The sequence below is a fragment of the Citrifermentans bremense R1 genome, from assembly GCF_000426865.1.
Lineage (GTDB): Bacteria > Desulfobacterota > Desulfuromonadia > Geobacterales > Geobacteraceae > Geomonas > Geomonas bremensis.
Genome location: NZ_AUGE01000022.1, coordinates 1 through 25,518 on the forward strand (window position 1 = coordinate 1; position 25,518 = coordinate 25,518).

The window sequence follows — 25,518 nt, forward strand, 5'->3', positions numbered from 1 at the left end:
GGATCTGCTCAACAAGTTGTCGGTTGCTGCGGATCGAGTAGAGGATCATCAGCAGTTGAGCCTTGAGCAGCTTTTCCGGCGGGATGGACGGCCTACCAGCAGAGGCATAAATGCTGTCAAAGAGCTTGTCCATTCCAGCCAAGGCGTCATCAGCCATCTTCCTGATGGACCGGAGGGGATGATCCTTGGGAACGAAGGATTCGGGGGTCACATATGTGAAAAGAGCTTCTGTCTTATTGTCCTCGCCGCGCATAACATTCCTTTGTGATTGCAATGTGTTACGCGCCGTAGTGTACCATAAAACTGCTCTTTTCTGTACTTAGTTTTTCAACAACCTGTTAGTCTTAATCTTAATCTGCCTCTCAGACTTGATTTATCCCCGACAGGCGCCAGGGGTTGTTTCCTACCGGCCTCGCGAAGGTCCAGAGCTCCTCGAATTTAACCGGCTCGGTCTTGCTTCCGGTTATTACCTGCCCGTTTTCGTCGGTGGTGTAGTCGAGGAGATTGGCGTAGATGCGGGCGGTGACGTAATCCTGCCCCGCTTCCTGCCAGACTTCGGTGATCTCCACGTTCCTCACTGCTATGTTCTCCAGCCTGTTCACCTGCCTGTCGCGCAAAAGCCGGTCGATGTCGTCGCGGAAGATCCCCTTCATCTCCTCGGTCACCAACGGGGCGAGGACAGCAAGGTCACGGTTCATCCATCCACCCTGGATCTTGAAGAAGTTGTCCATGACCTGATCGTTGAAGCGCCCCTCGTCGAAGCCGGGGTCCATCTGACGCAAGTGCGAAAGGCCGGTGGCGACGTCGTTATAGGACGGCTCAATCACCCGATACGGGGCGGCAATGGTGGCGCCCTGCTGCTCGTAACCGCCATAGGAGTAGCTGCCTGCGCCCTGCAGCGCCGCCTCGCTTCTGCGCTTTTTCACCATGCGGTAGATGAGGTAGCCGATGCCGGCCAGGAGCAGGATCTCGAAGATGCCGATGCCGCCTCCAACTCCGCCGACGCCGCCCGCGCCTGCCATGCCGCGAAAGAGCATCCCGCCCAGAAGGCCGCCGGCGATACCGCCAGCCATGGAGCGGAGGAAAGAACCGCCCTGCGGTTGCATCGGGCCTGCTGTCGGGGGGACCTGCCGCCGGTAGGCGCTCCCCTGCGGCTGCGCGTAGGACGGAGCCGCCTGACCGGAATAGCTGCGCGTGCCGCGGCTCCCCATGGAGCGGCCGCCGCCGACCCGTGCCTCGGCGCCCATCTCCAGCACGGTCACGCTCAGGAACAGGACTGCTGCGGCTAGGGTGAATGCTCTTGCTAGATGTCGTTTCATGTTGTTGTGTCTCCTTGTGTGTCTAGTTGTATTAGGGATTGGTCTGCAGGGTGTGCCTGAAGGTCTTGGCCGCGCGCTGCCCCTGGCGCTTGGCGAGCCAGAAGCCGATAGCCTCCCGCACCAGGTCGGATACGTTCTGCGAGGTGGACGCGGTGAGCCGCTCCAGCAGGTCTTTCTCCTGGTCGCTTACCCGGAGCGACACCACGTTTTTCAGAACCTGGTTCACTTTCTTGCGCGGCGATTTTCTTTTGGCGCCAGGCATTTTTCTTTCTGCTGTTTCAGCGTATTTGCTTGATTCGTTGTGCATTTATCCTCCTTTTTGCAACGATGCAATACCCGCATCGGGGCGCGCCGTTAAGGCGCTTGGGAAAGGCCGGGGTAAAAAAAAAGACCTTTATCCACGGCGAATGTCTTCGCTTGGGTAAAGGTCTTGCTGTTAGATGAAATCCGTATCCCTTGGTCCGGGTGTTGCCACCGTCTTGACGAACCAAGGGTCGGCCATTTCTCCGGCCGATAGCTACTCCCCTTTACAGGTGGCCATAATATTAACTGTCCGAAGCTATGTCAACCTTTTCTTCGAAAAAAAGTATACGAACTGGCCATCCCAGTAAAGTGGGCTATTGCGCCGTGGTTGGGTCGATGACGGTGCGGACCTCGGCGACGCTGTTGGCGGGAAAGCCTCCCTGCCGGGCGTGCTCCAGGATCAGTTCCTTATTGGGCGCGAGGTAGATGCAGTAGATCTTGTCGTCGGTCACGTAGCTGTGCAGCCACTGTATCCCCGACCCGAGTCCATCGAGGACCGCACAGGACTTCTGCGAAATGGCCTGCAGGGTGTCGGGGGTGAGGCTCCCTGCGCCGGGGAGTTCGCGTTCGATTACGTATTTGGGCATGTGCTTCTCCTTTGATTCGATGCTGTTGTTGCGGCCGTTATCCCGTGGGAGCACGCGGCCTTGACCAGCCGGCGCTCCTGTCGACCTACCAGTAGATAAAGGTGCCGACTGCGCCGATGTTCGCGTCCTGGGTGGCGCCGTTATACCAGCGGTCCTGGGCCCAGGTGTACTCGCCGATCACCTGTACGAACGGGTTGATGTTGTAGGTGACGGCAACCACTGCCGCCTGCTGTTTCTGGATGTTCAGCTCGGTGTCGTTTCCCGCCAACTCCGCCCTGCTCTGGCCGTAGTTGAGGCCGAGCTTGACCACCGGGGTGACCTGATAGGTGGCCTGATTCAGGAAGCCCCAGTTGATCCTCTCCTTGCCGTCCGCCGAGAGCGCGTCCGCTCCCTGCATCCCCAGCATCCCCAGCGCCTTGCCGCCATAGCACGAAGTGAGCAACTGCACGCCGGCTACGTCCAGTTGCACCCCGCCCGCGCCGCCCAACGAGGTGACTGTGCCGCCGGGACGCACCGCGGGGACCGTGTGCTCGGGAGTGATGCTGCCGTCCGGGTTGAGCGTGACAGGAACGGTGACGGTCTGCGCCGAGGAGAAGCTCGCCTGCTGGTACAGGCCCGAGACCCAGGCCTGGAATTTGCCGCCGGTAAAGGACGCGGCATAGGAGAGTTCGGTCTCCAGCCGGGGGACGTTGCGGATCGGCGCGGCCCCTATGTTGTTGGTGTCGTTGACGCTGAAGGCCGCCTTGAAGCCGCGCAGTTCCGGCGTGGTGTACCTGAACTGCGCGCCGAAGTTGGGGTAGAGGTAGCCGTAGCCGATGTGCCCCATGGTCGGCCCGTTGTCGACCGGCCCGATCACGCCTGCCCCGAAGAGGGTCATGTCGGAGAGGATGTTCTTGGCCTGGTACAGGTTGATGGCGCGGCCGGCGAGGACCTGTCCGAAGTCGCCGGTTGCCGTCATGTAGATCTCGCGGAAATCTATGTTGGGTGCGAGGTCGGTGCGGCTGCCGCCGTTATTCTGGACCTGCGGGAACATGCCCAGGCGCACCGCGTAATCGACCCCGTTGGTGGTGGGGGCCTTGATGTTCAGCCCGAATCCAACTGGCAGCAATCCGGTACGCACCCTGAACTGCTCTTGGCCCTCCCCGGTTCCGGTCTGGTCGCCGCCGATGGAGCCGCCTGTTACCCCCACCGGCCGCTGCCCCACCGATTCATAGGTGGCGAAGACGTTCAGGAAGCCGTCGGTGGAAAACTTCCAGCCGTTGGCTCCGCCGATCTCGAAGGCGTGGGCCGAGGAGGCTGCGGTCGCGACAGCCAAGGCCGCCAGCATGACGATGTTCTTTTTCTGCATGATTCCTCCTGATTGATTGATTCACGTGACGCATTGAAACTTTTCTAAACTCGACATTCGCCTCTGAGTTGTTTCACTGAAGCAAATATCGTTCTTTCAATCATTGATCACGCTGCTATGGGTCCACCGCAACAGTCATCCCTGGGCGACGCTATAGCACAGCTTCTTTCGCTGAATGTTTGCATACAGTGAAATAAAATGCCTTTATAGCAACTGTCGTTCCAAATCCATCTGGAGCTTCGTATTTTACAAAGAGACTGCCGTTACTATCTGTAAACAGAAAGGAGTTGATTGGAAGTGATATTAGAGGTGGGGCGGAATGGCTGTTGTTGTGACATAAAACGGAACAGTGAGTGCGGTACAAGTTGGAACTAATAATGGTTTTGGAACAATGACTGTGTTCCACCTTGGCGCACGGCAATCGTCCGCTGCGGTACTGAAGCAAAATAGAACAAATGGTTAGTGCATATTAACAATTTCCGGCGATGCTATACAATTGTCCGCGGGAATAAGAAGAGGCCTGCGCCTGTGGCTGTCGGGGAAGGCCTCGGAGGAGGCGAGAGATGATCATCAAGCCTGCGACCAGCATCATTCGCTATACCAGATTTTTCCGGCTGACACGGGCGAACCGGGTGCTCGACTACGGCACCGGGTCGCTCAGGAACGCTCTCTATCTGACAGAACAGGGATTCACCGTCTATGCTGCCGACGTCCCCGAGCAGGTGAAGGTCCTGAAGGCTCATACAAGGGCGAAGGCCCTGGAGCGATTGCTTGACGTCTCGGAACTTGCGCAAAGCGATCTGAATGTAGATCTTGTGCTCTCGACCTACGTCTTCAACATCATCGAGACCCGGGCGCAACGTAAGCAATACCTTGAGAACGTGGTGGCGAACCTGCATAAAGGGGGATACTTCCTCATCGAAGTCAACAGCAGGCCCGATGACGTGAGTTGCGGATCCCCCTTGCATCATTACATGAGCTGTGACGATAAAGCCCGCAGTTACACACACGACGATCTTGACCGCTTTCTGGTTCCTTACAATTTCGAGCGCATCTGTCATTACTACAGCACGCATGCATTAGCTGCAGTTTATCGGTTGACAGAGAGGAAATTTTAAGACATAAAACCTGTCGACTTGGTAAATGTGTAGAAGGTAGGGTAGAAGGCGTGTCCAGGTGAGCTGCGGTTTTCCGTGTGGAGGCAGGCATGGCTTTAAAAGATGTAAGGATTCTGGTAGTAGATGACGAGATATTTTTCCGGAAGGTTTTGCGTGATCTGCTGGAGAAGATTGGGTTCACCGTAGTAGGCGAGGCGGCGGATGGCGCAGAAGCGGTAGAGAAGTTCAAGGCCCTGCGCCCCCACATCGTCATCATGGACATCTACATGCCCGACAAGAACGGGATAGATGCGACGAGAGACATGGTGGCCCATGACAAGAATGCGAGGGTGCTGGTTGCCAGCGCCTCCGATTTCGACAGTGACACCCAGGCCGCGCTGGATGCCGGCGCCAAGGCGATACTTATGAAACCGTTCGTTCCCAAGGAAGTCTACGAGACCATAAGGAAGCTCTTGACCGGCAAGTAGTTGATCTGATGAAGTAGCAGGAGAAAACCGTGAGGAAAAAAAGGCTCGAAGCATTCGGGCCTTTTTATTGTCTCGGAATTTTTTCGACATTGATAGCAGCTTTTGTGTTGACTGCCGGAAATCGATTTGCTATAAGACAGGACTCGTTGAGCGGGAATAACTCAGTGGTAGAGTGCAACCTTGCCAAGGTTGAAGTCGCGGGTTCGAATCCCGTTTCCCGCTCCAAAAATTTCAGAAGGGCCACAGTGAAAACTGTGGCCCTTTTTTTTTGCCTGAGGACTATTCTCACTGTTTTGTGTGAAAAAGCGTCAAAGGTATTTCCTCGTGAAAGGGTGTATGAAACTGCGACAGTAGTTTCTCTTTTACCATCAGCTTCTTCCCCCTGCACTGGCCCGTAATCCCGCCGTATTCTTCCCCAAATCACCTACCTTTATTCGCACCCCTTGTATATCTGTCACTGGTGTAACTGACTGCTTTTATTTGCTATAACTGGAGCAGCAACACTGGCATAGGCAGTGCACAACTGTGTCACGAACCAGGTCTGCGCCTACTATAACTAAAGCTTCGAGTCACTACACCCAAAGGAGGAAGAGATGATTTCAAAACTCGTACTGGCGACGCTGTCTCTTATGTTGGTAGCAGCACCGGTAGCTGCGGTGGAACTTTCCCCGCTGGAGAGCCTGGGCAAGAATCTCTTTTTCGACAAGTCTCTTTCCAATCCTCCAGGGCAGTCATGTGCGGATTGCCATAGCCCTGAAACGGGGTGGACCGGGTCGGATTCGGAGGTCAACGCCGCAGGTGCGGCTATTCCGGGAGCGGTGCACACGAGGGCGGGCAACCGCAAACCTCCTACCGCGGCCTATGCCGGATATAACCCGGTCCTGCACAAAGCCGGTTCCATGGGCGGTGGCATGGGCGGCAACATGCAGGATGTTTTCGTGGGTGGGATGTTCTGGGATGGCCGGGCGTCGGGATGGGTGATGGGGGATCCGCTCGCCGAACAGGCGATGGGCCCTTTCCTGAACCCGCTCGAACAGAACAACCCCAACGCGAAGCATGTCTGTCTGAACGTTCTGAGGACCGGCTATGCGACGCAGTTCGAAGAGGTTTGGGGAGCAGGTTCCCTGGACTGCGTGAAGGACGTGGACGGCACCTACCAGAGGATTGGCCGCTCTATCGCGGCCTATGAGCGCTCCGCGGAGGTGAGCGCCTTCAACTCCAAGTTCGATGCCTTCTGGAAGAACTCCGAGGGGAAGATGCCGCCGGTTCCCATGATCAACATGACGAACTGGACCCGGTTCAAAAACCGCGGGCTGACCGACATGGAACTGCAGGGTTTGATGATCTTCAACACCAAGGGGAAGTGCTCCACCTGTCATTTCTTGCAGCCGATGAACGGAAGCCGCTTTCCGCTTTTCACCGATTTCAGATACCACAACCTGGGCGTGCCTGCCAATCCTGAGAACCCATACTACGACATGCCGCGCCAGTGGAACCCGAAAGGGGAGAAGTGGGTCGATCAGGGGCTGGGCGGATTCTTGGCCAAGACGGCGGGGATGACGGCCAGCGCCGGAGCGTCGATGGACTACAGCGCGCTGGCAGACAAGAACATGGGCAAACAGAAGACCCCGACGCTGCGCAACGTGGACAAGCGTCCGAGCCCTGAGTTCGTCAAGGCTTTCGGCCACAACGGCCACTTCAAAAGTCTGCAGGAGGTCGTGCACTTCTATAACTTAAGGGACGTTCTGCCGATTTGCGACACCCCGAACCCGCCCAAGGACGCCATGGGTGGTGCAACCTGCTTCCCTGCACCGGAAGTGGCGGAAAACATCAACAGGACCGACATGGGTAATCTCGGCCTTACCCCCCAGGAGGGAATGGCGCTGATACAGTTCCTGAAGACCCTGACGGACCTGTAACCGCCGACCAGAATGCATAAAGGGGACCGGGCTCCCTGCCCGGTCCTCCCCCTGTCTTTTCCTCATACCACCCTCGGCTGCTCTCACCGGCAACAGTCATGAGTGCAATCAACGGAAACATTCAGCTTCTTACTTTTCACCGTGCAGACCATAAACAGGTACTTTTCAACCGCATTGAGTCGACATTCCGCCATATTCTCTCCTAGCCCCTATGACACAAAAAAATACTCAATCAGTTTGACGCCACCGTGACACCGGTTATATTTTGTAAGTTTTAATTTTTGGAGGTGCCATGGATATTCGACCGGAGTTAATGGAGCGTTGCGGCCGCGCTTTGTTCGTTGATCGAATGGTTACGATGCTCATAGATGTCGGTTCTGTCCTCCTTGGCACCGACCGCCAAATACTCTGTGTCAGAGTAGCTCAAGCGCTCGACGAGGCGGAACAAAGGGGAATAAAGACTGAGAGACTGGCGGGGATGTACGTCATCCTCAAGATATCTGACAAGGTGAATCCATATGAGGTACCGGCGTACGCTCGGGTCCTCCAAGATCCGACGCTAGCGGAAGCGGACAAGGCCCATCTGATCCAGATGATAAGGATTGGCGAGTTATGAACTTTATTGCTTCCTGGGGTGCAGACCTGGCCGGGAAATTGGGTGAGGTGGCGACGCCGAAAGACACGGGCTCGCCGGAGTTCAGGCTGCGGCAGTCGATACGGGAGTACAATGCGCTTCTCGACCGCTCCGATCCTACCGAACCAGCCGGGTCCCCGTCGACGAAGTGCGTGACTTCGAAGAAGGCCGAGCGGAGGAAAAAACGCCGTGAACTTATCAGGAAGACCCAGAACAACGCCGCCCTTGAGAAGAGCCCGGCAAGGAAGAAGCAGCTTCTGGCAACGGCGAACCGGTTCGCGGAAGACATGGACCGGGTGGAAGATGCTAAGCTCTCCCTTCATGCCTACACGGCGAATGAGGATCCGGCGAAGCAGGCATCATTTCTGAAACCTTTGCGTGACCAGCCACCGCCTGGATTCAAGAATGTGTCGCTGGATCAGGTGGCGACAGACTTCGGTGTTGATCGCGAAAAGGTTGAAAAACTAATGCAAAACAAGGACTGCCCGACCCAGAAGATCATGATCTATGAGCGCGACACGGAAGTGCTGGGACCGGGGCCTAAATACACAGTTGCCTTCCGCGGGTCAACATGCGATGAACGTGACTGGAACAATAACGGGCGCAACGAGTTTGGTTTCGAGGCTCCCCATCAAAAGAATGCTGCTCGTCTCGGAAACTTTCTAAAAGCAGGGGCTGATGAGATGGGGATTGCTATAGACGATTTGGTGAGCGTAACCGGTCACTCAAAAGGTGGATCTGAAGCTCAAGCATTTGCCGCTACATCTAAATGCTCAGCCAGAGTCTATAATCCAGCAGGCTTCAACACTAAACAGTATGAGGAAACCGTAGGGGTAGAGCCGGAGCAGATGCGTATAGATCGAACGACGATTGTCAGCAGAAGCGAAGATGGAACCGTCATCCCATCAACGCAAGACGCAGTGAAAACAGATCCGCTTTTTTACGCACAACAACATGGGCTTTCAGCATTTGTTATGAAGACTCCGATAACGAATGGACCACCGCGGGAACTTGCCCCTATAGATCCGAATCTGAGCGTACCATGTACTGAACAAAGCGATTCAGAAGCGCATTCGATGCTTCAGGTGATTGAGGCTCTGGAACGCGACAAAGCATCGGATGAGAAGGCGCTGCAGGAGTACAGCGACTCTCGACCATAGTGAGGAGGTGGCCATGCAAGTAGGCAAAAAGCTAAAGGTGCTCGGTGTTCTCGCTGCTTCTTTACTTGCTGTTATTTTTTCGATTACACCGGCTGGAGGTAAAAACTTGGAACCAGAGAAATATTTCACGGGGAAACAGTTGGAAGCGTACAAGCTGGCTCAGCAAGGTGAGACTGAACAGTTGTTAAACCTCGTCAAGACTGGTGTAAACGTGAATACTCCGGGACAACAGCAACTGACACTGCTTGGTTTGGCTGTCATAACCGCACATCGTCAGGCTATCATCAATTTGATGCGTGCCGGAGCCGACCCGAATCAAGTGATCCCGGATGCAGGCTCGCCGGCAGTGTTCGCCATATCCATGCACTATACCCCTCCCAAAACAGCTGCGTTAGAGGCGCTTCTCGATGCAGGGTACAATCCGAACCAAATACTTAGCCATGGCACGCCGTATATGTTCTTCTTCGCCGATTTCAACCATTGGCCGGGTCTGAAGTTGGCGCTGAGACGCGGCGGTGACGTCAATGTCCGTAGAAGTAACGGAGAGTCACTGCTGACATATGTCATAGAAGGTGGTGACTATGCGCAAGCAAGAGAACTAGTTGACATGGGGGCTGACGTAGCCGCTAGGGGAACGCGTGGAGAAACCCCGCTAAAATCAATCGAATTCAAGATCAAGGAAGGAAGTCCCAATATACGCAGCTTTTGGAAAGAGGTTCTAAGCATGCGGGAGTTGATTCTGAGTAAGCTCACGAACCCTGAAGACCGCCGCAGTTTCTTCACAGATGCAGCTGAAGAGAAGATCAGGCTTCATCCTCTGCAGCCATAGTCACCTTGCCGATGGCAACCCGTCTTGTACCTCCAAGCCAAATAGGTTAAAAAACTCAAAAGGGCCACAGTGGAAACTGTGGCCCTCTTTTCGTCTGCGCGGCAAGTGGAGCAACGAGCGCCGAACTTACGCATACCTGCGGAATCCCGCTTGCTCACTGCCTCACAACTACTGCCGCCCTACTTGCCAGGTTTGTTCAGAGTTTTGAGAGTGGCATTTATGTCCTTCAGTTTTTGGTGGAGAGCCTTCAACTCTTCAGGCGTATAGACCTTGGTACCTTTCTTGATTTCCGCATTGAGCTTTGTAATTTGTTGCTGAATGCTGTCCACTTCGTCTTTGCAGTTCTTCGAAATCGTCAGGCACTCATTCTTGCTCATGTTTTCTATTGCCAGAGCCAAAGAGGTGTTTGTCATAACGAAGGCTGCCATTACTACTAACGCTGCTTTTTTCATCGTACCCTCCTTAGATAGAAGTTCCTTTTAGAAACATAGCATTGGCGCCATCTGTGTCAAGCCGTGCTACGGAATATGCTCAATTAGATATTATTTATTTTATGTGTGCATTAAGAGATAGTTGCGTTATTTAATGTCACACTCGAACTCATCAAACGCCCATTTCTCAGCCCGTCCTGTGAGAACGCTCATACTACCGACTGCAACATCGGTGTCTTTAGGAAAAGAAGTTCCAAGCCGGCAAAAGAAGTAATCGTTACCATACATTTCTGAAACTCTCCCCTCTCATTCGTTTCTGTCTCCTTTTCCCCTCTTTCTTGACGCTCGTCAATTCCGGATGGAGCCCATTCCCGTACCATGGCACGATCCGGATAGCAATGCGCGGGAGGTTGTGTGGAAAATCGCGAAATCGGGGCGGAAATTACCCCGCCCAGATCGCTCAAATATTACGAATGGGGGTTGGCCGCCGGCTGGACGCTGGTGATCGCCGTCCTTTTGATGATAAACCTGCGCCACGAACGGTCGCAGGCTATAGAAACCGCCAGGACCCAGGCGCGGAGCGACTACCAGCGCGACGTGATCTACCGCCATTGGAACGCGACCTTCGGCGCCGTCTACGCTCCCGTATCTCCGAGGGTCCACCCCAACCAGTACCTGGCGCGCTTCCCGGAACGGGATATCGTCACCACCGACGGCAGAAGGCTCACCTGGGTAAATCCGGCCTACATGACCCGGCTGGCCCTGGAGCTTGCGTCGGAGACGTACGGGGTGAAGGGGCATATCACCAGCCTGCGCCCGATTCGGCCGGAGAACTTCCCGGACCCGTGGGAGAGGGACGCGCTTGCGTCTTTCACCAACGGGTCTCGCGAGGCGGATAGCGTCGAGGAGATGGGCGGGGCGAGTTATCTGCGCCTGATGAAGCCGCTCGTAACGGAGAAGGAGTGCCTTAAGTGCCATGGCGATCAGGGGTATCGGATAGGCGACATCCGCGGCGGGCTGAGCGTGGCGGTTCCGATGGAGCCGCTTTGGGCCATCGCCAGGCAAAATTCGCTTCTGAGCGCGATGAGCTTCTCCATCCTGTGGTTATTGGGGCTTGCAGGTATCTGCGTGGGGGCGGGTAGCCTCAGGCGCACCATCGCCGAGCGCAACGAGGCCGAGCGCCGCACGAGGGCTCTGAACGCTGATCTTTTGGCCCGCACTACTGAGCTTGAGGCGGCAAATCGCGAGCTCGACGCCTTCTGCTCCGCCGTTTCGCACGATCTCAGATCGCCACTGACCGTGATCGACGGGTTCTGCAACCTGATCAGGGAAGCGCCGGAGCTAAGCGCTGAAGATTCCAGAAGCTATGCCGGGATCATGCTTTCGTCCACGCAAAAAATGGAGCGGCTCATCACTACGCTCTTGAATTTTTCCCGAATCGTCCGAAACGAGATCAAGTCCACCATGGTGGATATGACCGCATTGTCCAGGGAGATCGAGACGGAGCTCAGGCTTGCCGAGGTGCAGAGAAAGGCGGTCTTCTGTATCGCCGAGGGGCTGGAGGCGCAGGGGGACCCGGACCTGCTCCGGGTGGTCATGCAGAACCTGCTCGGAAACGCCTGGAAATACACCCGGACCCGCCCCGTTGCCGAGATCGAAGTGGGGATGAGGGAGATCGGCGGAGAGTCCCAGATTTTCGTCCGCGACAACGGCATCGGCTTCGACAACGCCGTCGCCGGGGGGATCTTCGAAGCGTTCCAGCGCCTCCCCAATGCCGCGGAATTCGCCGGTACCGGAATCGGCCTGGCGACGGTGAAAAGGATCATCGCCCGACACGGCGGCCGGATCGGCTGTGAGGGTGAAACAGGCAAGGGAGCGACTTTTTTCTTCACGTTGAAAACAGACAGCAGCTAGAGGTAGCTTTTTCCATATGAACAAATTGATCCAGAGGTTCATCCCGCACCACCCCGGCGCCTATTCCCTCATGCTCGTCCTTTGCTGGACCGCGGTGATGGCGCTTTCGCTGGCGGGAAGGCCTGGTGAAGAGGGCCAACCAGGCGATGTACAGCGCGAAGCACGCCGGCAGAAACCGGGTCGAGACCCTCTGCAATTGCCACAGCGTCGCCGCATAGTGATCCAGCAAGGAACTACAGGGAACCAAAAAATATGCATGCCCCTGAAGCCTGAACGGAGTTTTAGCCGCTCAGGCTTCGTTATTTTATGCCTCCGGCACTGGGCAACTCGGCTTTCTTGACCTGTGTCAATTCCCATCGCCAAGCGGGCTTTTACTATCCTGTTACCAAATGGTAACGGGGGGCAAAGATGTCTGAAACGGAAAACGGGCCTGGAGCTGCTGTCTACCAGGCGATACTGACCAGCATGGGCGAAGGGATCATCTTCGCGGACCACGAGAACCGGATCGTGTTCGTGAATGCGGCGGCGGAGCAGGTGCGCGGCATAAAGGCGGAAAAATTCCTGGGGCGCGACCTCCTCTCTATCCATACGCCGCCGGCCCGCGAGCGCATCGCCTCGATACTTGCCAGGCTGCGCGATGGAAGCGTCGCCTCCCACACGCGCCCCCTGGAGACCAAGGGGCGCAGCTTCGAAAACTGCTACTATCCCATCCGCGACCGGAGGGAGCGTTTCGTCGGCACCCTGATGATCAGCAGGGACATCACGGAGCGGGAGCGCCTGAAGGAGGAAAACTCTGTGCTCAGGGAGCAGCTCCTGACCGAGTACGCCTGCGGCGGGATGATCGGCCGCAGCCGGGCCATGCAACCGGTGTTCCAGGTGATCCGCTCCACTGCGCCGCTGGAATCGACCCTTCTGGTCACCGGCGAAAGCGGCACCGGAAAGGAGCTGGTGGCGCGCGAACTGCATCAAAGGAGCCGGCGCAGCGCAGGCCCTCTGGTCAAGGTGAACTGCGCGGCGCTTCCGGAGACCCTGCTGGAATCGGAACTTTTCGGCTTCGAGAAGGGGGCCTTCACCGGCGCGCTGCGGGAGCGCAAGGGGAAGTTCGAACAGGCCGAGCGCGGCACGCTCTTTTTGGACGAGATCGGCGAGATGCCGCTTTCGGCCCAGGCGAAGCTTTTGCGCGTGCTCCAGGAAAAGACCGTGGAGCGGATCGGCGGCAACAGGGAGATCGAGGTCGACGTCCGCATCATCGCCGCCACCAACCGCGACCTGCGCCAGGACGTGGCGGCGGGGCTTTTCCGCGAAGACCTCTTCTACCGCCTCAACGTGATTCCCATCGACCTCCCCCCCTTGCGCGAGCGGCTTGAGGACATCCTCCCCTTGGCGACCGTATTTCTCACCCGGTTCTCCGAAGAGATGAGCCGCCCCCAGCTAAAGCTCTCGCGGGAGGCGAAGCAGGCCCTCCTCAAGCACCCCTATCCCGGAAACGTGAGGGAGCTTAAAAACGCCATGGAACGCGCCACCGCGCTCTGCACCGAAGACACGCTCGGCGTCGACGACCTCCCCCCCGAGTTCGCGCAGCACGCGGCACAACTCCGCCCATCGGCGGCGCCCCTGCAACCGGCGCCGGGGCCGATGCTGTTGGCGGGCCTGGGCAACCGGGAGGCCGAGCTGATCCAGGAGGCGCTGGCGCTTTGCGGCAACCAACGCGGCGAGGCCGCGCGCCTGCTCGGCATCTCCAGAAAGACGCTCTGGAAGAAGATGAAGCGTCTGAGCGGCTAGACTCATCCAATTCCCTTCCTGTTACCTGCCGGTAACAACACGTTACCGGCAGGCCACGCCGGTTCCCGACGTCCTTTAAATCACCGCCCAAATTCCAACCACTTAGGTCATCGTTTCCCCTGGCACGCTACCTGCTCAAGGAATAGGGTGTTAAAGCCCTGAAATCTAAAACGAGAGGAGAATGGAATGAGGATGCTGCGAGGATGCGTTGTGCTGGCGCTGGCGGGCTTGGTGGTCGCAGGCTACGGCTGTACCCCGAAGAAGATCGAACCCGCGTCGACCCAGGTGATCCCGGACGGGACCATCGATCCTGCGAAGTGGGGCGAGGTCTATCCGGAACAGTACCGGCTCTGGCAACAGACGGCTGAACCAACCCCGGCTGGGAAGAGCAGGTACAAGAAGGGGTGGGACGTGGGCGAGGAACTTCCGGACAAGCTCGACGAGTACCCGTTCCTGGCGCTCCTTTACAACGGATGGGCTTTCGGATCGGAATACCGGGAGCCGCGCGGCCACCGCTACATGGTGCAGGATCAGCTCGAAGTGGATCCCGGTAGGTACAAGGCGGGCGGCTCCTGCCTGACCTGCAAGACCCCTTATGCGCCGATCCTGCAGGGGCAGATGGGGAAGGACTATTTCGCCAAACCGTACCAGGAGGTGAGGGCGAAGATACCCAAGGAGCACCAGGAGCTGGGCGTCTCCTGCATCGATTGCCACGATAACCGCGACGCGTCCTCGCTAAAGATCTCCCGCGGCTTTACCCTCGGGAAGGGTTTGAAAGCCCTCGGTGTGGACCAGGCGCATCTGACGCGCCAGGACATGCGCACGCTGGTCTGTGCGCAGTGTCACGTTACCTACAGCATCCCCAAGGACGCGGCGGTCAAGTCCACCGACGTCTTCTTCCCGTGGCAGGGTAGCGCCTGGGGGGATATCAGCATCGAGAACATCATAAAGCAGCTCCGGAACAACCCGCCCAGCGGCGAATGGACCCAGAGCGTCACCGGCTTCAAGCTCGCCTTCATCAGGCACCCTGAGTTCGAGCTCTTCTCCCGGAACAGCCCGCACTGGCAGGCCGGCGCCTCTTGTGCCGACTGCCACATGCCCTCGGCGGAGGTTGCCGGACGCAAGGTCTCCGACCACCGCGTCATGAGCCCCTTGAAGAACGATCTCAAGGCGTGCAAGCAGTGCCACGAGGAGACGCCCGACGCGCTGCGCGACAAGGTATTCGCCATCCAGGACCGGGTCATGTCCCAGTTCATCCGGGCTGGGTATGCCACCGCCACCGCTGCGAAACTCTTCGAGACCGCGCACAAGGCGGGGGCTGCCGGAAGGACGCTGGACCCGACCCTTTACGCCCAGGCCAAGGACCATTACGAGGAGGTGTTCTACCGGGTGGTCTTCATCGGTGCGGAGAATTCCGCCGGTTTCCATAACCCGGCTGAGGCGAGCCGCATCATGACAGACGCGGCGAGCCATGCCGCGCAGGCTCAGGCGCTGCTGCGCCAGCTCCTGGCGAAGGCGGGGATAGAGGCGCCGGCCCAGGTGGATCTTGAATTGGCGAAGTACCTGAACAACCGCGGCGTGAAGAAGCTGATGTTCAAGCCGCAGCACGAGATCAAGGACCCGCTGGCGGGTAAGTAGGCGTAACCTGTAGCACGAAGATGCGGGGAGCCGCTGCAGGCGGCTCCCCGGTTTTTTTTCAGGTTCGTCTGCGAATTTGATCTCGTTCCCAAGGTCCACCTTGGGAACGCAAGGCCTGTCGAAGCTCCAGCTTCCCCCCGGGTGCCAAGCTGGAGCTTGGCTTTGCCTGGGGTTCCCAAGCTGGAGCTTGGGAACCAGGGGGCATGCTGCCTCCCTGCGGCCCCGGATCGGCACCTATCAGCCTTTTTTTGTCATGTAGCATTGGAGGGAGCAACAGATGAAGCGACGCATCAGCATCGTCATGCGCAGGAAGGTCGCGCTCAAGAGAAGGCTTACCCGCCTCCCGCGGAAGTGCCGGGCGCCCATCCGGGGGGTGCGCCCTCCGATGTCTTTCCGTTACGCCTTCTGGAGCCTCGTGAGCGCCGTTGCGGGCATCATGGCGATCTGCCAGACCACCGCCATCTTGGGGCATCCCCTGCTGATCGGCTCTTTCGGAGCCTCGGCCGTGCTCCTTTTCGGCGCAACCGAGTCTCCTTTGGCCCAGCCGCGCAACCTGGTCGGCGGGCACCTGCTATCCGCCATGGTGGCGGTGGTCGTGGTGGCTTTGGCAGGTTCGACGCCGGTGACCATGGCCATCGCCGTGGGTGTCTCGATCTTCGTGATGAATCTCACCCACACCACCCATCCCCCGGGAGGTGCCACAGCGCTCATCGGCGTTCAGGGTGCGGCAGGCCCAGGCTTCGTGCTGCTGCCGGTTCTCGCGGGGGCGCTGATACTCCTTGCCGTCGCCTGCTTTACCAACAACGTCGTCTATCATCGCTCCTATCCGAAGCATTGGCTTTAATGGGGAGTGGAGATTAGTCCGCTGGAATCAAATGGCGCTTGCCTTACTGTGACGGCAATTGTTATCCTGCTTCGTCAGCAACAATTCCATTAATTAACCAGAGGTCTCCCACCTAGATGAAACAGAGCACGCCGGTCAGATCCCCACTGCAGAGTCTTTGCCAAACGAACATCAAGGGGTGCACCAACTGCGGGAAGTGCGTCCGCGAGTGCGCCTTTCTGCGCAAATACGGCACCCCCAAGAAGATAGCCGCAGAGTTCGACCCGGCCGATTCCATGTCCTTGCACCGCGCCTTCGAGTGCAACCTCTGTGGGCTCTGTTCCGCGGTCTGCCCGGAGAAGCTCAACGTGGACGGCATGTTCCTGGAGATGCGGCGGGAGGCGGTGGACCGCGACCTGGTTGCGTATCCGGAGCATAAACCCCTGCTCAATTACGAGAAGGTGGGGACCTCGCGGCGGTTCAGCCTCTACCGGCTCCCCGAGGGGTGCAAGACCATCTTCTTCCCCGGCTGCTCGCTGCCGGGGACGCGCCCGGACGCGGTGCACAACCTCTTGGCGCTCATGCACCAGGCGGACCCGACTGTAGGCGTGGTGTTCGACTGCTGCCTCAAGCCCTCCTATTCGCTGGGGCGCGAGCAGTACGTGAATTCGATGTTCGAGGAGATGAACGACTGGCTCCTGCGGCACGGGGTGCGGGAGGTGCTGGTTGCCTGCCCCAACTGCCAGGTGATGTTCGAGCGCCTGGGGCACGGGATGCGGGTGCGCACGGTATGGGAAGCCTTGGCCGAGTCGGGGCTGCAGCCGGAGCGGGTGGCGGGGACGGTCACGGTGCACGACCCTTGCGTGATCCGCAATTCAGAGCCGGTGCACCAGGCGGTGCGCACGCTTTTGGAGCGCCAGGGACTGGTGGTCGAAGAGATGAAGCATGCGGGGAAGAAGACGGTCTGCTGCGGCAAGGGGGGCGGGGTGAACCTGTTGAACCCCTCGCTGGCGGGGGAGTGGGGTGAGCTGCGCAAGAAGGAGGCGGACGGCAGGAGGGTGATCACCTACTGCGCCGGGTGCGTCCAGGCGCTGGAGCAGCACACCCCGACCAACCACCTGGTGGACCTGCTCTTCGCGCCGGCACAGACCCTGGCGGGCAAGAAGAAGGGGGCCAAAGCCCCCATCACCTACCTGAACCGGCTGCGTCTCAAGATGTCGTTCAAAAAGAAGAAGGGGAATGCGGTGTTGAGGGAGCGGAGCTTCGTCGCACAGCAGGCACTGAAAAAACGCAGGTGGAAGATCCCTTTCACGCAGATCCTTTGCGGGATAGCCGCGGCCGCAGCCGGGATGCATTGGCTATCCCTCTGACCTTAGACACGGCGTCAGCCCCTCACCTTTGACTGCGTCTCCTGCAACTGCCGATGGAACTCCTCCGGGTCGCTGGTGGGGCGGCGGCAACTGCGGCTCTCGCAGAGATAAGCCATGGCGCGTCCGCCGTCCGCCTTTTTCTCCCTTACCAGCGGGAGCAGTTCTCCCGCCTGCTCCAATTCATCCCCCTCGCAAAAGACCACCAGGGCACGGTTGGGCAGAAAGACGCCGCGCAGCTTTTCCAGCATCGGGCCGGCCGCCTCGCGTTTGCCCTGCGGCGCCACTATGACGATCTCGCGCGGAAGGTCCTGCAGGTAATCGAGGGCCATGAGCATCTCCGAGAGTGACGTCGGGGCGGAGGCAAGCTGGGTCGAGAAGGCATCCAGTGCCCGTTGCGCCTGGTCCAGCATCCACTGCTCGCCGGTGAGCGCGTTGAGCCTCAGGAGATTCATGATCATCACCGAGTTGCCGGAGGGGATCACGCCGTCATAGGCGGGCTTCTCCCTGGAGATCAGCTCCTCGTGATGGGGGCCCGTCATGAAGTAGCCGCCCGCCTCGCTGTCCTCGAACTGCTCCTGCACCTGCTGCGCCAGTTCGAGCGCGTGCTTGTGCCAGGGGAGTTCGCCGGTCGCCTCGAAGAGGTCGATGAGCCCCGCGATGAAGAAAGCGTAGTCATCGAGGAAACCCTCTCCCTTCGCCTCCCCTTCCTGATAGCTGTGGCAAAGCCTTTCCTGCGACATCATGCTTTCCAAAATGAAATTCGCCGCCCCGCGTGCCGCGTCCAGAAGCGCCGGGTCGTTCAGCACCAGCCCCCCGCGCGCGAAAGCGGATATGGCGAGGCCGTTCCAGGAGGCGAGGATTTTTTCGTCCCTTAAGGGAAGCGGGCGCCGCTGCCGCGCCAGGTAGAGTTCCTCTCGGGCCTCGTCCAGCAACCGCTCCAGTTCCTCCTTTGGAAGCATCAGTTCTTCAGCCAGGTGCTGCATGCTCTTCTCCCGGTGCAGAATGCTCCGCCCCTCGAAGTTCCCCTCACTTGTGACGCCGTAGCAGGCGGCGACGACCCGGGCGCGCTCCGCGCCTAGCGCCCCATCCAATTCCTCCGGCGTCCAGGTGAAGAAGATCCCTTCTTCCCGGTGACCGCCCTCGGTGAGGCTGTCCGCGTCGGTGGCGGAGTAGAAGGCTCCCTGCGGGCTCATCATGTCGCGCTGCAGGTAGCCCAGAATCTCCCGGGCGACCTTTGCGAACTGCGGATCCCCTGTCGCCTGATACCCCTCCAGGTAGGCTGCCGCGAGTCTGGCGTTGTCGTAGAGCATCTTCTCGAAATGCGGGATGAGCCAGGCCGAGTCGGTAGCGTAACGGTGGAAGCCCCCCCCGGCCTGGTCGTAGATCCCCCCCGCCGCCATGCGCCGCAGGGTGTATTGCGCCATGAAGAGCGAGTTTTTGTCTCCCCGGCGCAGGTGGTCGCGAAGCAGAAGGCCCAAAGGGAGCGAGCTGGGGAACTTGGGAGCGCCCACGACCCCGCCGTTTTTGGCGTCGAAGCGCTCCTGGTACGCCTCGATCACCCGCTCCAGGGAGATCTCATTCTGGGGTGGTTCGCTTCCCATAGGCGCCAGCATGCCGCGAATTGCCTCGGTGAGCTGCACACCCGCGTGGGTCACCCGCTCGGGGGCCTGCCGGTAGGTTTCCCGAATCCTTTGCAAGAGACTCAAAAAGCCAATGCCGCCGGCGTAGTCGCGGGGGGGGAAATAGGTGCCGCCGTAGAAGGGTTTTCGGTCCGGGGTGGCGAAGACGTTGAGCGGCCATCCCCCCTGCATCCCCATGGCGTGGACGGCTGTCATGTAGACGGTGTCGACGTCTGGGCGCTCCTCGCGGTCCACCTTGATGGCTATGAAGTTTGCGTTGAGAAAGCGCGCGACCTCCTCGTCCTCGAAGGACTCCTCTTCCATAACGTGGCACCAGTGGCAGGTAGCGTAGCCTATGCTGACCAGAACCGGCCGGTTCAGCCGCTGCGCCAGCTCGAAGGCCTCGTCCCCCCAGGGGAACCAGTTCACCGGGTTGTGGGCGTGTTGCAAGAGGTAGGGACTTGATTCCAGAAAGAGGCGGTTCAGGTACTTTGCCTCCCCCCCCGGTGCCAGATGCCGCGTGCGCGGCCGGTACGATTCCCCCTTGCGTCGGCGCGCCTGTTCGAACAGCTCGTCGGGGGGAGGGGGGACTTCGTCGCTGCCAGGGAGCTGGGTATAGAGATGTTCGTTTTTCATGGTTGACCTCCGGGTGAAGATGGAGTGTACGGCGGCATTGCGCCGCGTCGTCAAGTGGGAACATCGCAAAGGGGACAGGCACCTGCGGAGCCAGTCCCCTGGCTGCGGTGTAGATCGTAAAGGGGACAGGCACCTTGCGGAGCCAGTCCCCCTGCGGCGGCAAGGATGCCGCGGACGGATTTCGTACGAGGTCTTACTTTAGCAGGTTTGACGTGGTGCGAGGAAGAAACCTTACAGCCGGGAAGGGGAGGAAAGTGGCGCCAATGCTGCTATCCCTGGCGGGAAGAGCGGCCTGCGTCGAGCATGGAGAAGTACAGCTCCGAGTGCTTGTTAGGGGGGGAGGCGAGTATACCTTCCCTCATGTGGACCCTGCGCGGAGGGCGATTATCGGGGGGGGTGCCATAGGAAGCGTCGGCCTGCAGGTACTCGTCGGTGATCAGTTTGAATTCATTGCGTGCCACCGCGAGAGTCACCTCGAAAACGCGGCAAATTAGGGGTTCTTTGAAGGTCCTGAGGAGGGTGGTGTAAAAACCGATGCTCCAGCGCTTATTAAGGAGGGCAAGGCGCAACTGGTCGAACAGCCTGTTTCCCGACGGCCCGTTCAGGTCCCATTCGACCCCAGGCTGGGGCTCTTGCTTTTGCTTGAGATCGCTGCACCAGGTCCCAGGATGCTGCCACAAAAGTGAGTCAATGTGCATGGATTCGTCCTGCGCCAGTTTTTCGAAGATCCGTTTGCCTGTCTGGTCGACTACCTCCAGAGCCGCCTGCCGGTAGATGTCGTAGCTTTTTTTCTCGATGATCACCGCAAAACGCACCGCCTCCGCAATGAAGTCTCGCATCTTACGTTCCTTTAAAGTCGTACCCCTCAAGGTCAGCCGCATGCACCTGTTTTGGTTACAACTTTTTAACATTCGCTATGGTAGCTTCACTGGTAATGGGAGTCAACTTGGTTAATATTAAAGGGGTGGTGGCGGGGCGGTCATGAGGCACATCCACCTGGCCGTTCATGTGCGAAGGCTGCGTCTCCTTCCAATGACAGACAAAATGCCCACTTTCGGCGCCGTGTGTGGTATGGTGGCCCGCTTGCAGCAATTCACGTAACAGAGGAACAGAGTAAATGACAATCAAATGGTATCCGGGGCACATGAGCAAGGCCCTCGAGCAGATCTCCGAGCTGGTCCGCAAGATCGACGTGATCATAGAGGTGCTCGACGCCCGCCTTCCGTTCTCAAGTTCCAACCACCTGCTGGAGCAGGTGCGCCGGAACAAGCCCTGTATCAAGGTTTTGAACAAGAACGATCTGGCCGACCCCGCCGTCACCAGGGCGTGGGTGCAGCATTTCCAGAAGGCGTCCGGTGTGCGCGCCTTGCCGCTGGTGGCGAAGAACATCCCCGAGGTGAAGAACCTCGTGAAGCTCATCAAGCAGGTTTGCCCCAACCGCGGCAACCCCGGCTACCCGATTCGAACCATGGTGGTCGGCATCCCCAACGTGGGGAAGTCGACGCTGATTAACACCCTGGCGGGAAAATCGATCGCCAAGGTGGGGGACAAGCCGGCGGTGACGCTCAAGCCGCAGCAGATCGACTTGAGAAATGGAATACTGCTCTTCGACACCCCGGGGCTTCTTTGGCCAGTGATGGACGACCAGGGGGGTGCCTATCGGCTCGCGGCAAGCGGCGCCATAGGCGCCAATGCGCTCGACTACACCAACGTCGGCGTCTTTGCCGCGGCCTACATGATGCGCCGCTATCCGGAGCTGCTCAAGGAGCGTTACAAGCTGGCGGAATTGCCGGAGTTGCCGTACGAGGTGGTGGAGGCGGTGGGACGCTGCCTCGGCTGCCTCATGACCGGCGGCGTTGTCGACGTGCATCGGGCTGCGGAGACCTTTTTGAGGGAGTTGAGGGCCGGCAAGGCGGGGCGGATCAGCTTCGAGGAGCCCGGGACCGCGGCCGACATCGAGGCCGAACTGCTGAAGATGGCAGGGATCGACGAGCGGCCACAGGAGCAGATTTTCTGATCAGCCGCCAGCCGCCATCCACCAGCTCTCCTCCCTCCGGAGGGGGGAGGTCGGGAGGGGGAAGATCACCACTATGGGAAAACTCCGTCAATCCGTATCCCTCTTCTTTGCCTGCTATATCTTGCCGCGCTGCCGGCGGCGGCCGCCTCTGCTCGTCATAGCCCAACTGCTCCTTTGGGCCCTGCTCGCCGTCCCCGTCTGCGGCGCAGCCGAATCGGCGGCCGGCGTGAAGACGGTCATCGTCGGCGGCGACCGCGACTACCCCCCTTACGAATTCATCGACACATCGGGCCATCCTGCCGGCTACAACGTCGACCTCACCCGGGCCATAGCCGAGGTCATGGGGATGAAGGTCGAGTTCCGCCTAGGCGGCTGGGCCGGGATGCGCAGCGCCCTGCAAAGCGGGCAGGTGGACGTGCTGCAGGGAATGTCGTACTCGATGGAGCGCTCCTCGGAAGTCGACTTCTCCGTCCCCCACACCGTCGTCAACCATGCTGTCTTCGCCCGCAAGGAATCCCCTTACCTCGCCTCCCTCACCGATCTGAAGGGGAAGACGGTGGCGGTGCACCGCGGCGGGATCATGCACGACTACCTGGTCCGGCAAGGGGTGGGGGCTAAGCTGAACCTCACCGACACCCCGGCCGACGCCCTCAGGATGGTCGCTTCCGGCCGGGCCGAGTTCGCCGTGGTCGCCATCGTTCCCGGGATGTACATGATCCGGGAGCTGAAGCTATCCAACCTGGTCCCGGTGCTGCGCAACGTCGCCACCCATCGCTACTGCTATGCGGTCAAGAAGGGGAACGCCGAGCTTTTGTCGCGCTTCAACGAGGGGCTGGCGATACTGAAGAAGACCGGCCAGTACGACGCCATTCACAACCGGTGGCTGGGGGTCGTGGAACCGCAGTTGATAGACTGGTGGACCTTCGCGAAATATGCGGCGGTCGTGGTGGTGCCGCTGGTGCTCCTTCTGGGGGGCTTCGCCCTTTGGTCCCGCACCTTGCACCGGCAGGTCGCCCTGCGCACGGCGGACCTCACCCGGGAGATCGCCGAAAGGCGCCAGGTGGAGGAAGAACTGCGCCTGAACCAGCAGCAACTGGTGCAGGCGGACAAGATGGCGGCCCTGGGGGTGCTGGTTTCCGGCGTCGCCCATGAGATCAACAACCCGACCGGGGTCATCCTGCTGGAGGTCCCGATCCTGAAGCGGTTCCATGGCGACGCCGTGAAGATCCTGGAGCGCTACTACGAGGAAAACGGCGACTTCACCTGCGGCGGGCTCCCCTATTCACGGATGCGCCAGGAGATCCCCCGGTCCCTGGATAAGATCCAGGACGCCGGCAAGCGCATAAAAAGGATCGTCGCCGACCTGAAAGATTTTGCCCGCCGGGATGAAACGGATTGCAACGAGATCCTGGACCTGAACGCGGCGGCTAAGGCCGCGGTACGCCTGGTCGAGCCGACCATACACAAGGCCACCACCCGCTTCAGCGCGGAGTACCGCAAGTCGCTGCCGCGCATCCGGGGGAACCGCCAGCGCATCGAGCAGGTGCTGGTCAACCTGATCCTGAATGCCTGCCAGGCGCTTCCCGACCCGGAGCGGGCCATCGAGCTGACGACCTGGCATGACGCCTTCCGGGATCAGGTGGTCCTACGGCTGCGTGACGAGGGGACCGGCATTGCCCCGGAGCACCTGTCGCGCCTGACCGATCCGTTTTTCACCACGAAGCAGGACCAGGGGGGGACCGGCCTTGGGCTTTCCGTCTCGGCGGGGATAGTCAAGGAGCATGGCGGAACCCTGCAATTCGAGTCCAGCGGGGAGGGGACCACGGTTACCCTCACCCTACCGGTGTACCACGAGGAGAACAACGGATGAGCGAGAACGTCTATCCCGGTTTTGGAATCCTGCTGGTAGACGACGAGCCGGACTGGCTCGGTTCGTTGGCGCTGACCCTGGAGACCTACGGCGGGATCAACAACATCAAGACCTGCAGCGACAGCCGCGAGGTGCTCTCCCTCCTGGAAGAGGGGGGGATCGGGCTGGTGCTGCTCGATATGACCATGCCGCACCTCTCCGGCGAGGAGGTGCTGAAGCAGATAGCGGAGCAGCACCCGGAGATCGCCGTCATCGTGGTGAGCGGGCTGAACCAGGTGGAGACCGCTGTGCGATGCATGAAACTCGGAGCCTTCGACTATTGCGTGAAGACGGACGAGGCGGACCGCATCGTGGGGGGCGTGCTGCGCGCCATACGGATGGTCGAGATGAGAAGCGAGTTCCAGGAGGTTTCCAGCCGCCTCATCTCGCGTGAACTCTCCCATCCCGAAGCGTTTTCCTCCATCGTCACCGCGGACCGCTCGATGCTGGACATCTTCTCCTACGTCGAGGCGGTGGCCAAGAGCCCCCAGCCCCTTTTGATCACGGGGGAGAGCGGAGTGGGAAAGGAATTGATCGCCCAGGCTGCGCACCGCTTGAGCGGCTGCCGAGGCAAGCTCATCACGGTGAACGTGGCGGGACTGGACGACACCGTCTTCGCCGACACCCTCTTTGGGCACGTGCGGGGCGCCTTCACCGGCGCCGACCAGGCCCGGCGCGGGATGGTTGAGGAGGCGGCGGACGGCACCCTGTTCCTGGACGAGATCGGCGACCTTTCCATCCCGTCCCAGGTGAAGCTTTTGCGCCTGTTGCAGGAGCGCGAGTATTTTCCACTGGGGTGCGATCTTCCCAAGCGCCTGAGGGCGAGGGTCATCGTCGCCACCCACCAGAACCTTTCCGCCAAGGAGAGCGCCGGCTCCTTCCGCCGGGATCTCTACTACCGGCTGCGCACCCACCGGGTGCAGATCCCTCCCCTGAGGGAGCGCCGCGGCGACATCGCGCTTTTGCTGGAACATTTTCTGGCGGAGGCCGCCGAGACGCTGGGGAAAAAGAAGCCGACGCCGCCCAAGGGGCTGGCCCAGTTCCTTGGCACCTACAGCTTTCCCGGCAATGTCCGCGAGCTCAAAGCCATGGTCTTCGATGCGGTCAGCGTGCACCGGGATCGCATGCTCTCCATGGACAGCTTCGTCAAGGCAGTGGACTCGGCCCAGGCCGAGGCTGGACCCATGCAAGCCGCAGCACCGAAACAAAACCCATTCTCCGGGTTCGACGAACTACCGACCTTCAGCGACGCCGCCGCGTTCCTGGTCCAGGAGGCGCTGGACCGCGCCAACGGCAACCAGACCCTGGCGGCGAGGCTTCTGGGGATCTCGCAACCCGCCCTCAGCAAGCGGCTGAAGATGCGCCACGGCTAGCTCCTCGTAACAGTCTCCTATTCGGCTCCCATTCGATTGCCGTCGGTTATCTCTGCTCTAGCTCCCACTTTTCCTGTCACCTCCCCCTCCCGCCTTCGCGGCCCGAAGCGCTACGGCGCGCAGGCCCGTCAAGGGAGGGGGGGCTATTGTCCCCGCCATCCGAAATAAGCCCTGCGAAATATTCCATGGATCCTCGCCGCTTTTACTGGCTAATTAACTGCCATAACCTGTGGTTATAATGATAATCCGCGGTTATAGGTATGGATAACTTGCTGGAATCACATCCTTTCGCCTCCGGTGCGCTCTTATTCCATTACTGAAG

22 protein-coding genes and 1 tRNA gene are annotated in these 25,518 nt (G+C 59.4%); 15 read left to right on the forward strand and 8 right to left on the reverse strand.

Features of this window, described 5'->3' with window-relative positions:
• The 5 genes from K419_RS0113295 to K419_RS0113315 all read right to left on the reverse strand — a co-directional run.
• Positions 1-253, reverse strand: a 253-nt coding sequence (locus K419_RS0113295) for a transposase (RefSeq protein WP_026842030.1), incomplete at its 3' end; no start/stop codon positions are given.
• Between the two features lie 109 nt (positions 254-362).
• Entirely contained in the window at positions 363-1,319 is a 957-nt protein-coding gene (locus K419_RS0113300; protein ID WP_026842031.1) for a Tim44 domain-containing protein, read from the reverse strand.
• A 31-nt stretch (positions 1,320-1,350) separates the two neighbouring features.
• On the reverse strand, positions 1,351-1,626 hold the full coding sequence (locus tag K419_RS22060) for a ribbon-helix-helix domain-containing protein (RefSeq protein ID WP_026842032.1): 276 nt from the start codon (positions 1,624-1,626) through the stop codon (positions 1,351-1,353).
• A 310-nt stretch (positions 1,627-1,936) separates the two neighbouring features.
• On the reverse strand, positions 1,937-2,209 hold the full coding sequence (locus K419_RS0113310; RefSeq protein ID WP_026842033.1) for a DUF4242 domain-containing protein: 273 nt from the start codon (positions 2,207-2,209) through the stop codon (positions 1,937-1,939).
• Positions 2,210-2,294: 85 nt separating this feature from the next.
• Positions 2,295-3,557 carry a hypothetical protein gene (locus K419_RS0113315; RefSeq protein ID WP_026842034.1) on the reverse strand — a complete coding sequence of 421 codons (1,263 nt, stop codon included), beginning with the start codon at positions 3,555-3,557 and terminating at the stop codon, positions 2,295-2,297.
• A 563-nt stretch (positions 3,558-4,120) separates the two neighbouring features.
• Here K419_RS0113315 and K419_RS0113320 point away from each other — a divergent pair.
• The 7 genes from K419_RS0113320 to K419_RS0113350 all read left to right on the forward strand — a co-directional run bounded on the left by K419_RS0113320 (position 4,121) and on the right by K419_RS0113350 (position 9,684).
• On the forward strand, positions 4,121-4,675 hold the full coding sequence (locus K419_RS0113320) for a class I SAM-dependent methyltransferase (RefSeq protein WP_035497237.1): 555 nt from the start codon (positions 4,121-4,123) through the stop codon (positions 4,673-4,675).
• Between the two features lie 89 nt (positions 4,676-4,764).
• On the forward strand, positions 4,765-5,142 hold the full coding sequence (locus K419_RS0113325; RefSeq protein WP_026842036.1) for a response regulator: 378 nt from the start codon (positions 4,765-4,767) through the stop codon (positions 5,140-5,142).
• Between the two features lie 150 nt (positions 5,143-5,292).
• Positions 5,293-5,367 (forward strand) — tRNA-Gly (locus K419_RS0113330).
• Positions 5,368-5,735: 368 nt separating this feature from the next.
• Positions 5,736-7,061 carry a cytochrome-c peroxidase gene (locus K419_RS0113335; RefSeq protein WP_026842037.1) on the forward strand — a complete coding sequence of 442 codons (1,326 nt, stop codon included), beginning with the start codon at positions 5,736-5,738 and terminating at the stop codon, positions 7,059-7,061.
• 292 nt (positions 7,062-7,353) lie between these two features.
• Positions 7,354-7,677: a hypothetical protein gene (locus tag K419_RS0113340; protein ID WP_026842038.1), complete on the forward strand. Its 324-nt coding sequence runs from the start codon at positions 7,354-7,356 to the stop codon at positions 7,675-7,677.
• On the forward strand, positions 7,674-8,855 hold the full coding sequence (locus K419_RS0113345; protein ID WP_026842039.1) for a DUF2974 domain-containing protein: 1,182 nt from the start codon (positions 7,674-7,676) through the stop codon (positions 8,853-8,855). The genes K419_RS0113340 and K419_RS0113345 overlap by 4 nt, the downstream gene beginning before the upstream one ends.
• A 13-nt stretch (positions 8,856-8,868) precedes the next feature.
• Entirely contained in the window at positions 8,869-9,684 is an 816-nt protein-coding gene (locus K419_RS0113350) for an ankyrin repeat domain-containing protein (RefSeq protein ID WP_026842040.1), read from the forward strand.
• A gap of 179 nt (positions 9,685-9,863) precedes the next feature.
• Here K419_RS0113350 and K419_RS0113355 read toward each other — a convergent pair whose 3' ends face one another.
• Positions 9,864-10,136, reverse strand: coding sequence for a hypothetical protein (locus K419_RS0113355; protein ID WP_026842041.1), 273 nt, complete (start codon positions 10,134-10,136; stop codon positions 9,864-9,866).
• A 393-nt stretch (positions 10,137-10,529) separates the two neighbouring features.
• On the opposite strand from K419_RS0113355, the gene K419_RS0113365 reads away from it, so the two are divergent.
• From K419_RS0113365 to K419_RS0113385, 5 genes are all read left to right on the forward strand, one after another.
• Positions 10,530-12,029 (forward strand): sensor histidine kinase, encoded by a 1,500-nt coding sequence (locus tag K419_RS0113365; RefSeq protein ID WP_026842042.1) that lies wholly within the window; start codon positions 10,530-10,532, stop codon positions 12,027-12,029.
• Positions 12,030-12,437: 408 nt separating this feature from the next.
• On the forward strand, positions 12,438-13,811 hold the full coding sequence (locus K419_RS0113370; protein WP_026842043.1) for a sigma-54 interaction domain-containing protein: 1,374 nt from the start codon (positions 12,438-12,440) through the stop codon (positions 13,809-13,811).
• 186 nt (positions 13,812-13,997) lie between these two features.
• Positions 13,998-15,449: an ammonia-forming cytochrome c nitrite reductase subunit c552 gene (locus K419_RS0113375; RefSeq protein WP_026842044.1), complete on the forward strand. Its 1,452-nt coding sequence runs from the start codon at positions 13,998-14,000 to the stop codon at positions 15,447-15,449.
• Between the two features lie 277 nt (positions 15,450-15,726).
• Positions 15,727-16,293, forward strand: a complete 567-nt coding sequence (locus tag K419_RS0113380; protein ID WP_051293027.1) for an HPP family protein — start codon at positions 15,727-15,729, stop codon at positions 16,291-16,293.
• 116 nt (positions 16,294-16,409) lie between these two features.
• Positions 16,410-17,642, forward strand: coding sequence for a (Fe-S)-binding protein (locus tag K419_RS0113385; protein WP_026842046.1), 1,233 nt, complete (start codon positions 16,410-16,412; stop codon positions 17,640-17,642).
• A 14-nt stretch (positions 17,643-17,656) separates the two neighbouring features.
• On the opposite strand, the gene K419_RS0113390 is transcribed toward K419_RS0113385, so the two are convergent.
• Entirely contained in the window at positions 17,657-19,897 is a 2,241-nt protein-coding gene (locus K419_RS0113390; protein WP_026842047.1) for a thioredoxin domain-containing protein, read from the reverse strand.
• A gap of 269 nt (positions 19,898-20,166) precedes the next feature.
• Entirely contained in the window at positions 20,167-20,736 is a 570-nt protein-coding gene (locus K419_RS0113395; RefSeq protein WP_026842048.1) for a ferritin family protein, read from the reverse strand.
• Between the two features lie 278 nt (positions 20,737-21,014).
• Between K419_RS0113395 and ylqF the strand changes: the two genes are divergently transcribed.
• From ylqF to K419_RS0113410, 3 genes are all read left to right on the forward strand, one after another.
• Positions 21,015-21,914: a ribosome biogenesis GTPase YlqF gene (ylqF, locus tag K419_RS0113400; protein WP_026842049.1), complete on the forward strand. Its 900-nt coding sequence runs from the start codon at positions 21,015-21,017 to the stop codon at positions 21,912-21,914.
• A gap of 73 nt (positions 21,915-21,987) precedes the next feature.
• Complete coding sequence (locus K419_RS0113405) at positions 21,988-23,784, forward strand: transporter substrate-binding domain-containing protein (protein WP_026842050.1); 1,797 nt, start codon at positions 21,988-21,990, stop codon at positions 23,782-23,784.
• Positions 23,781-25,196 carry a sigma-54-dependent transcriptional regulator gene (locus K419_RS0113410; protein ID WP_026842051.1) on the forward strand — a complete coding sequence of 472 codons (1,416 nt, stop codon included), beginning with the start codon at positions 23,781-23,783 and terminating at the stop codon, positions 25,194-25,196. Before K419_RS0113405 ends, K419_RS0113410 begins: the two co-directional genes overlap by 4 nt.
• Positions 25,197-25,518 lie beyond the last annotated feature (322 nt).

Coding starts and splice junctions, on each gene's coding strand:
- K419_RS0113340 (WP_026842038.1), top strand. CDS start 7,354: ATGGATATTCGACCGGAGTTAATGGAGCGTTGCGGCCGCGCTTTGTTC.
- K419_RS0113370 (WP_026842043.1), top strand. CDS start 12,438: ATGTCTGAAACGGAAAACGGGCCTGGAGCTGCTGTCTACCAGGCGATA.
- K419_RS0113395 (WP_026842048.1), bottom strand. CDS start 20,736: ATGCGAGACTTCATTGCGGAGGCGGTGCGTTTTGCGGTGATCATCGAG.
- K419_RS0113410 (WP_026842051.1), top strand. CDS start 23,781: ATGAGCGAGAACGTCTATCCCGGTTTTGGAATCCTGCTGGTAGACGAC.
- K419_RS0113320 (WP_035497237.1), top strand. CDS start 4,121: ATGATCATCAAGCCTGCGACCAGCATCATTCGCTATACCAGATTTTTC.
- K419_RS0113335 (WP_026842037.1), top strand. CDS start 5,736: ATGATTTCAAAACTCGTACTGGCGACGCTGTCTCTTATGTTGGTAGCA.
- K419_RS0113405 (WP_026842050.1), top strand. CDS start 21,988: ATGGGAAAACTCCGTCAATCCGTATCCCTCTTCTTTGCCTGCTATATC.
- K419_RS0113350 (WP_026842040.1), top strand. CDS start 8,869: ATGCAAGTAGGCAAAAAGCTAAAGGTGCTCGGTGTTCTCGCTGCTTCT.
- ylqF (WP_026842049.1), top strand. CDS start 21,015: ATGACAATCAAATGGTATCCGGGGCACATGAGCAAGGCCCTCGAGCAG.
- K419_RS0113315 (WP_026842034.1), bottom strand. CDS start 3,557: ATGCAGAAAAAGAACATCGTCATGCTGGCGGCCTTGGCTGTCGCGACC.
- K419_RS0113310 (WP_026842033.1), bottom strand. CDS start 2,209: ATGCCCAAATACGTAATCGAACGCGAACTCCCCGGCGCAGGGAGCCTC.
- K419_RS0113325 (WP_026842036.1), top strand. CDS start 4,765: ATGGCTTTAAAAGATGTAAGGATTCTGGTAGTAGATGACGAGATATTT.
- K419_RS0113345 (WP_026842039.1), top strand. CDS start 7,674: ATGAACTTTATTGCTTCCTGGGGTGCAGACCTGGCCGGGAAATTGGGT.
- K419_RS0113300 (WP_026842031.1), bottom strand. CDS start 1,319: ATGAAACGACATCTAGCAAGAGCATTCACCCTAGCCGCAGCAGTCCTG.
- K419_RS0113385 (WP_026842046.1), top strand. CDS start 16,410: ATGAAACAGAGCACGCCGGTCAGATCCCCACTGCAGAGTCTTTGCCAA.
- K419_RS0113390 (WP_026842047.1), bottom strand. CDS start 19,897: ATGAAAAACGAACATCTCTATACCCAGCTCCCTGGCAGCGACGAAGTC.
- K419_RS22060 (WP_026842032.1), bottom strand. CDS start 1,626: ATGCACAACGAATCAAGCAAATACGCTGAAACAGCAGAAAGAAAAATG.
- K419_RS0113355 (WP_026842041.1), bottom strand. CDS start 10,136: ATGAAAAAAGCAGCGTTAGTAGTAATGGCAGCCTTCGTTATGACAAAC.
- K419_RS0113375 (WP_026842044.1), top strand. CDS start 13,998: ATGAGGATGCTGCGAGGATGCGTTGTGCTGGCGCTGGCGGGCTTGGTG.
- K419_RS0113380 (WP_051293027.1), top strand. CDS start 15,727: ATGAAGCGACGCATCAGCATCGTCATGCGCAGGAAGGTCGCGCTCAAG.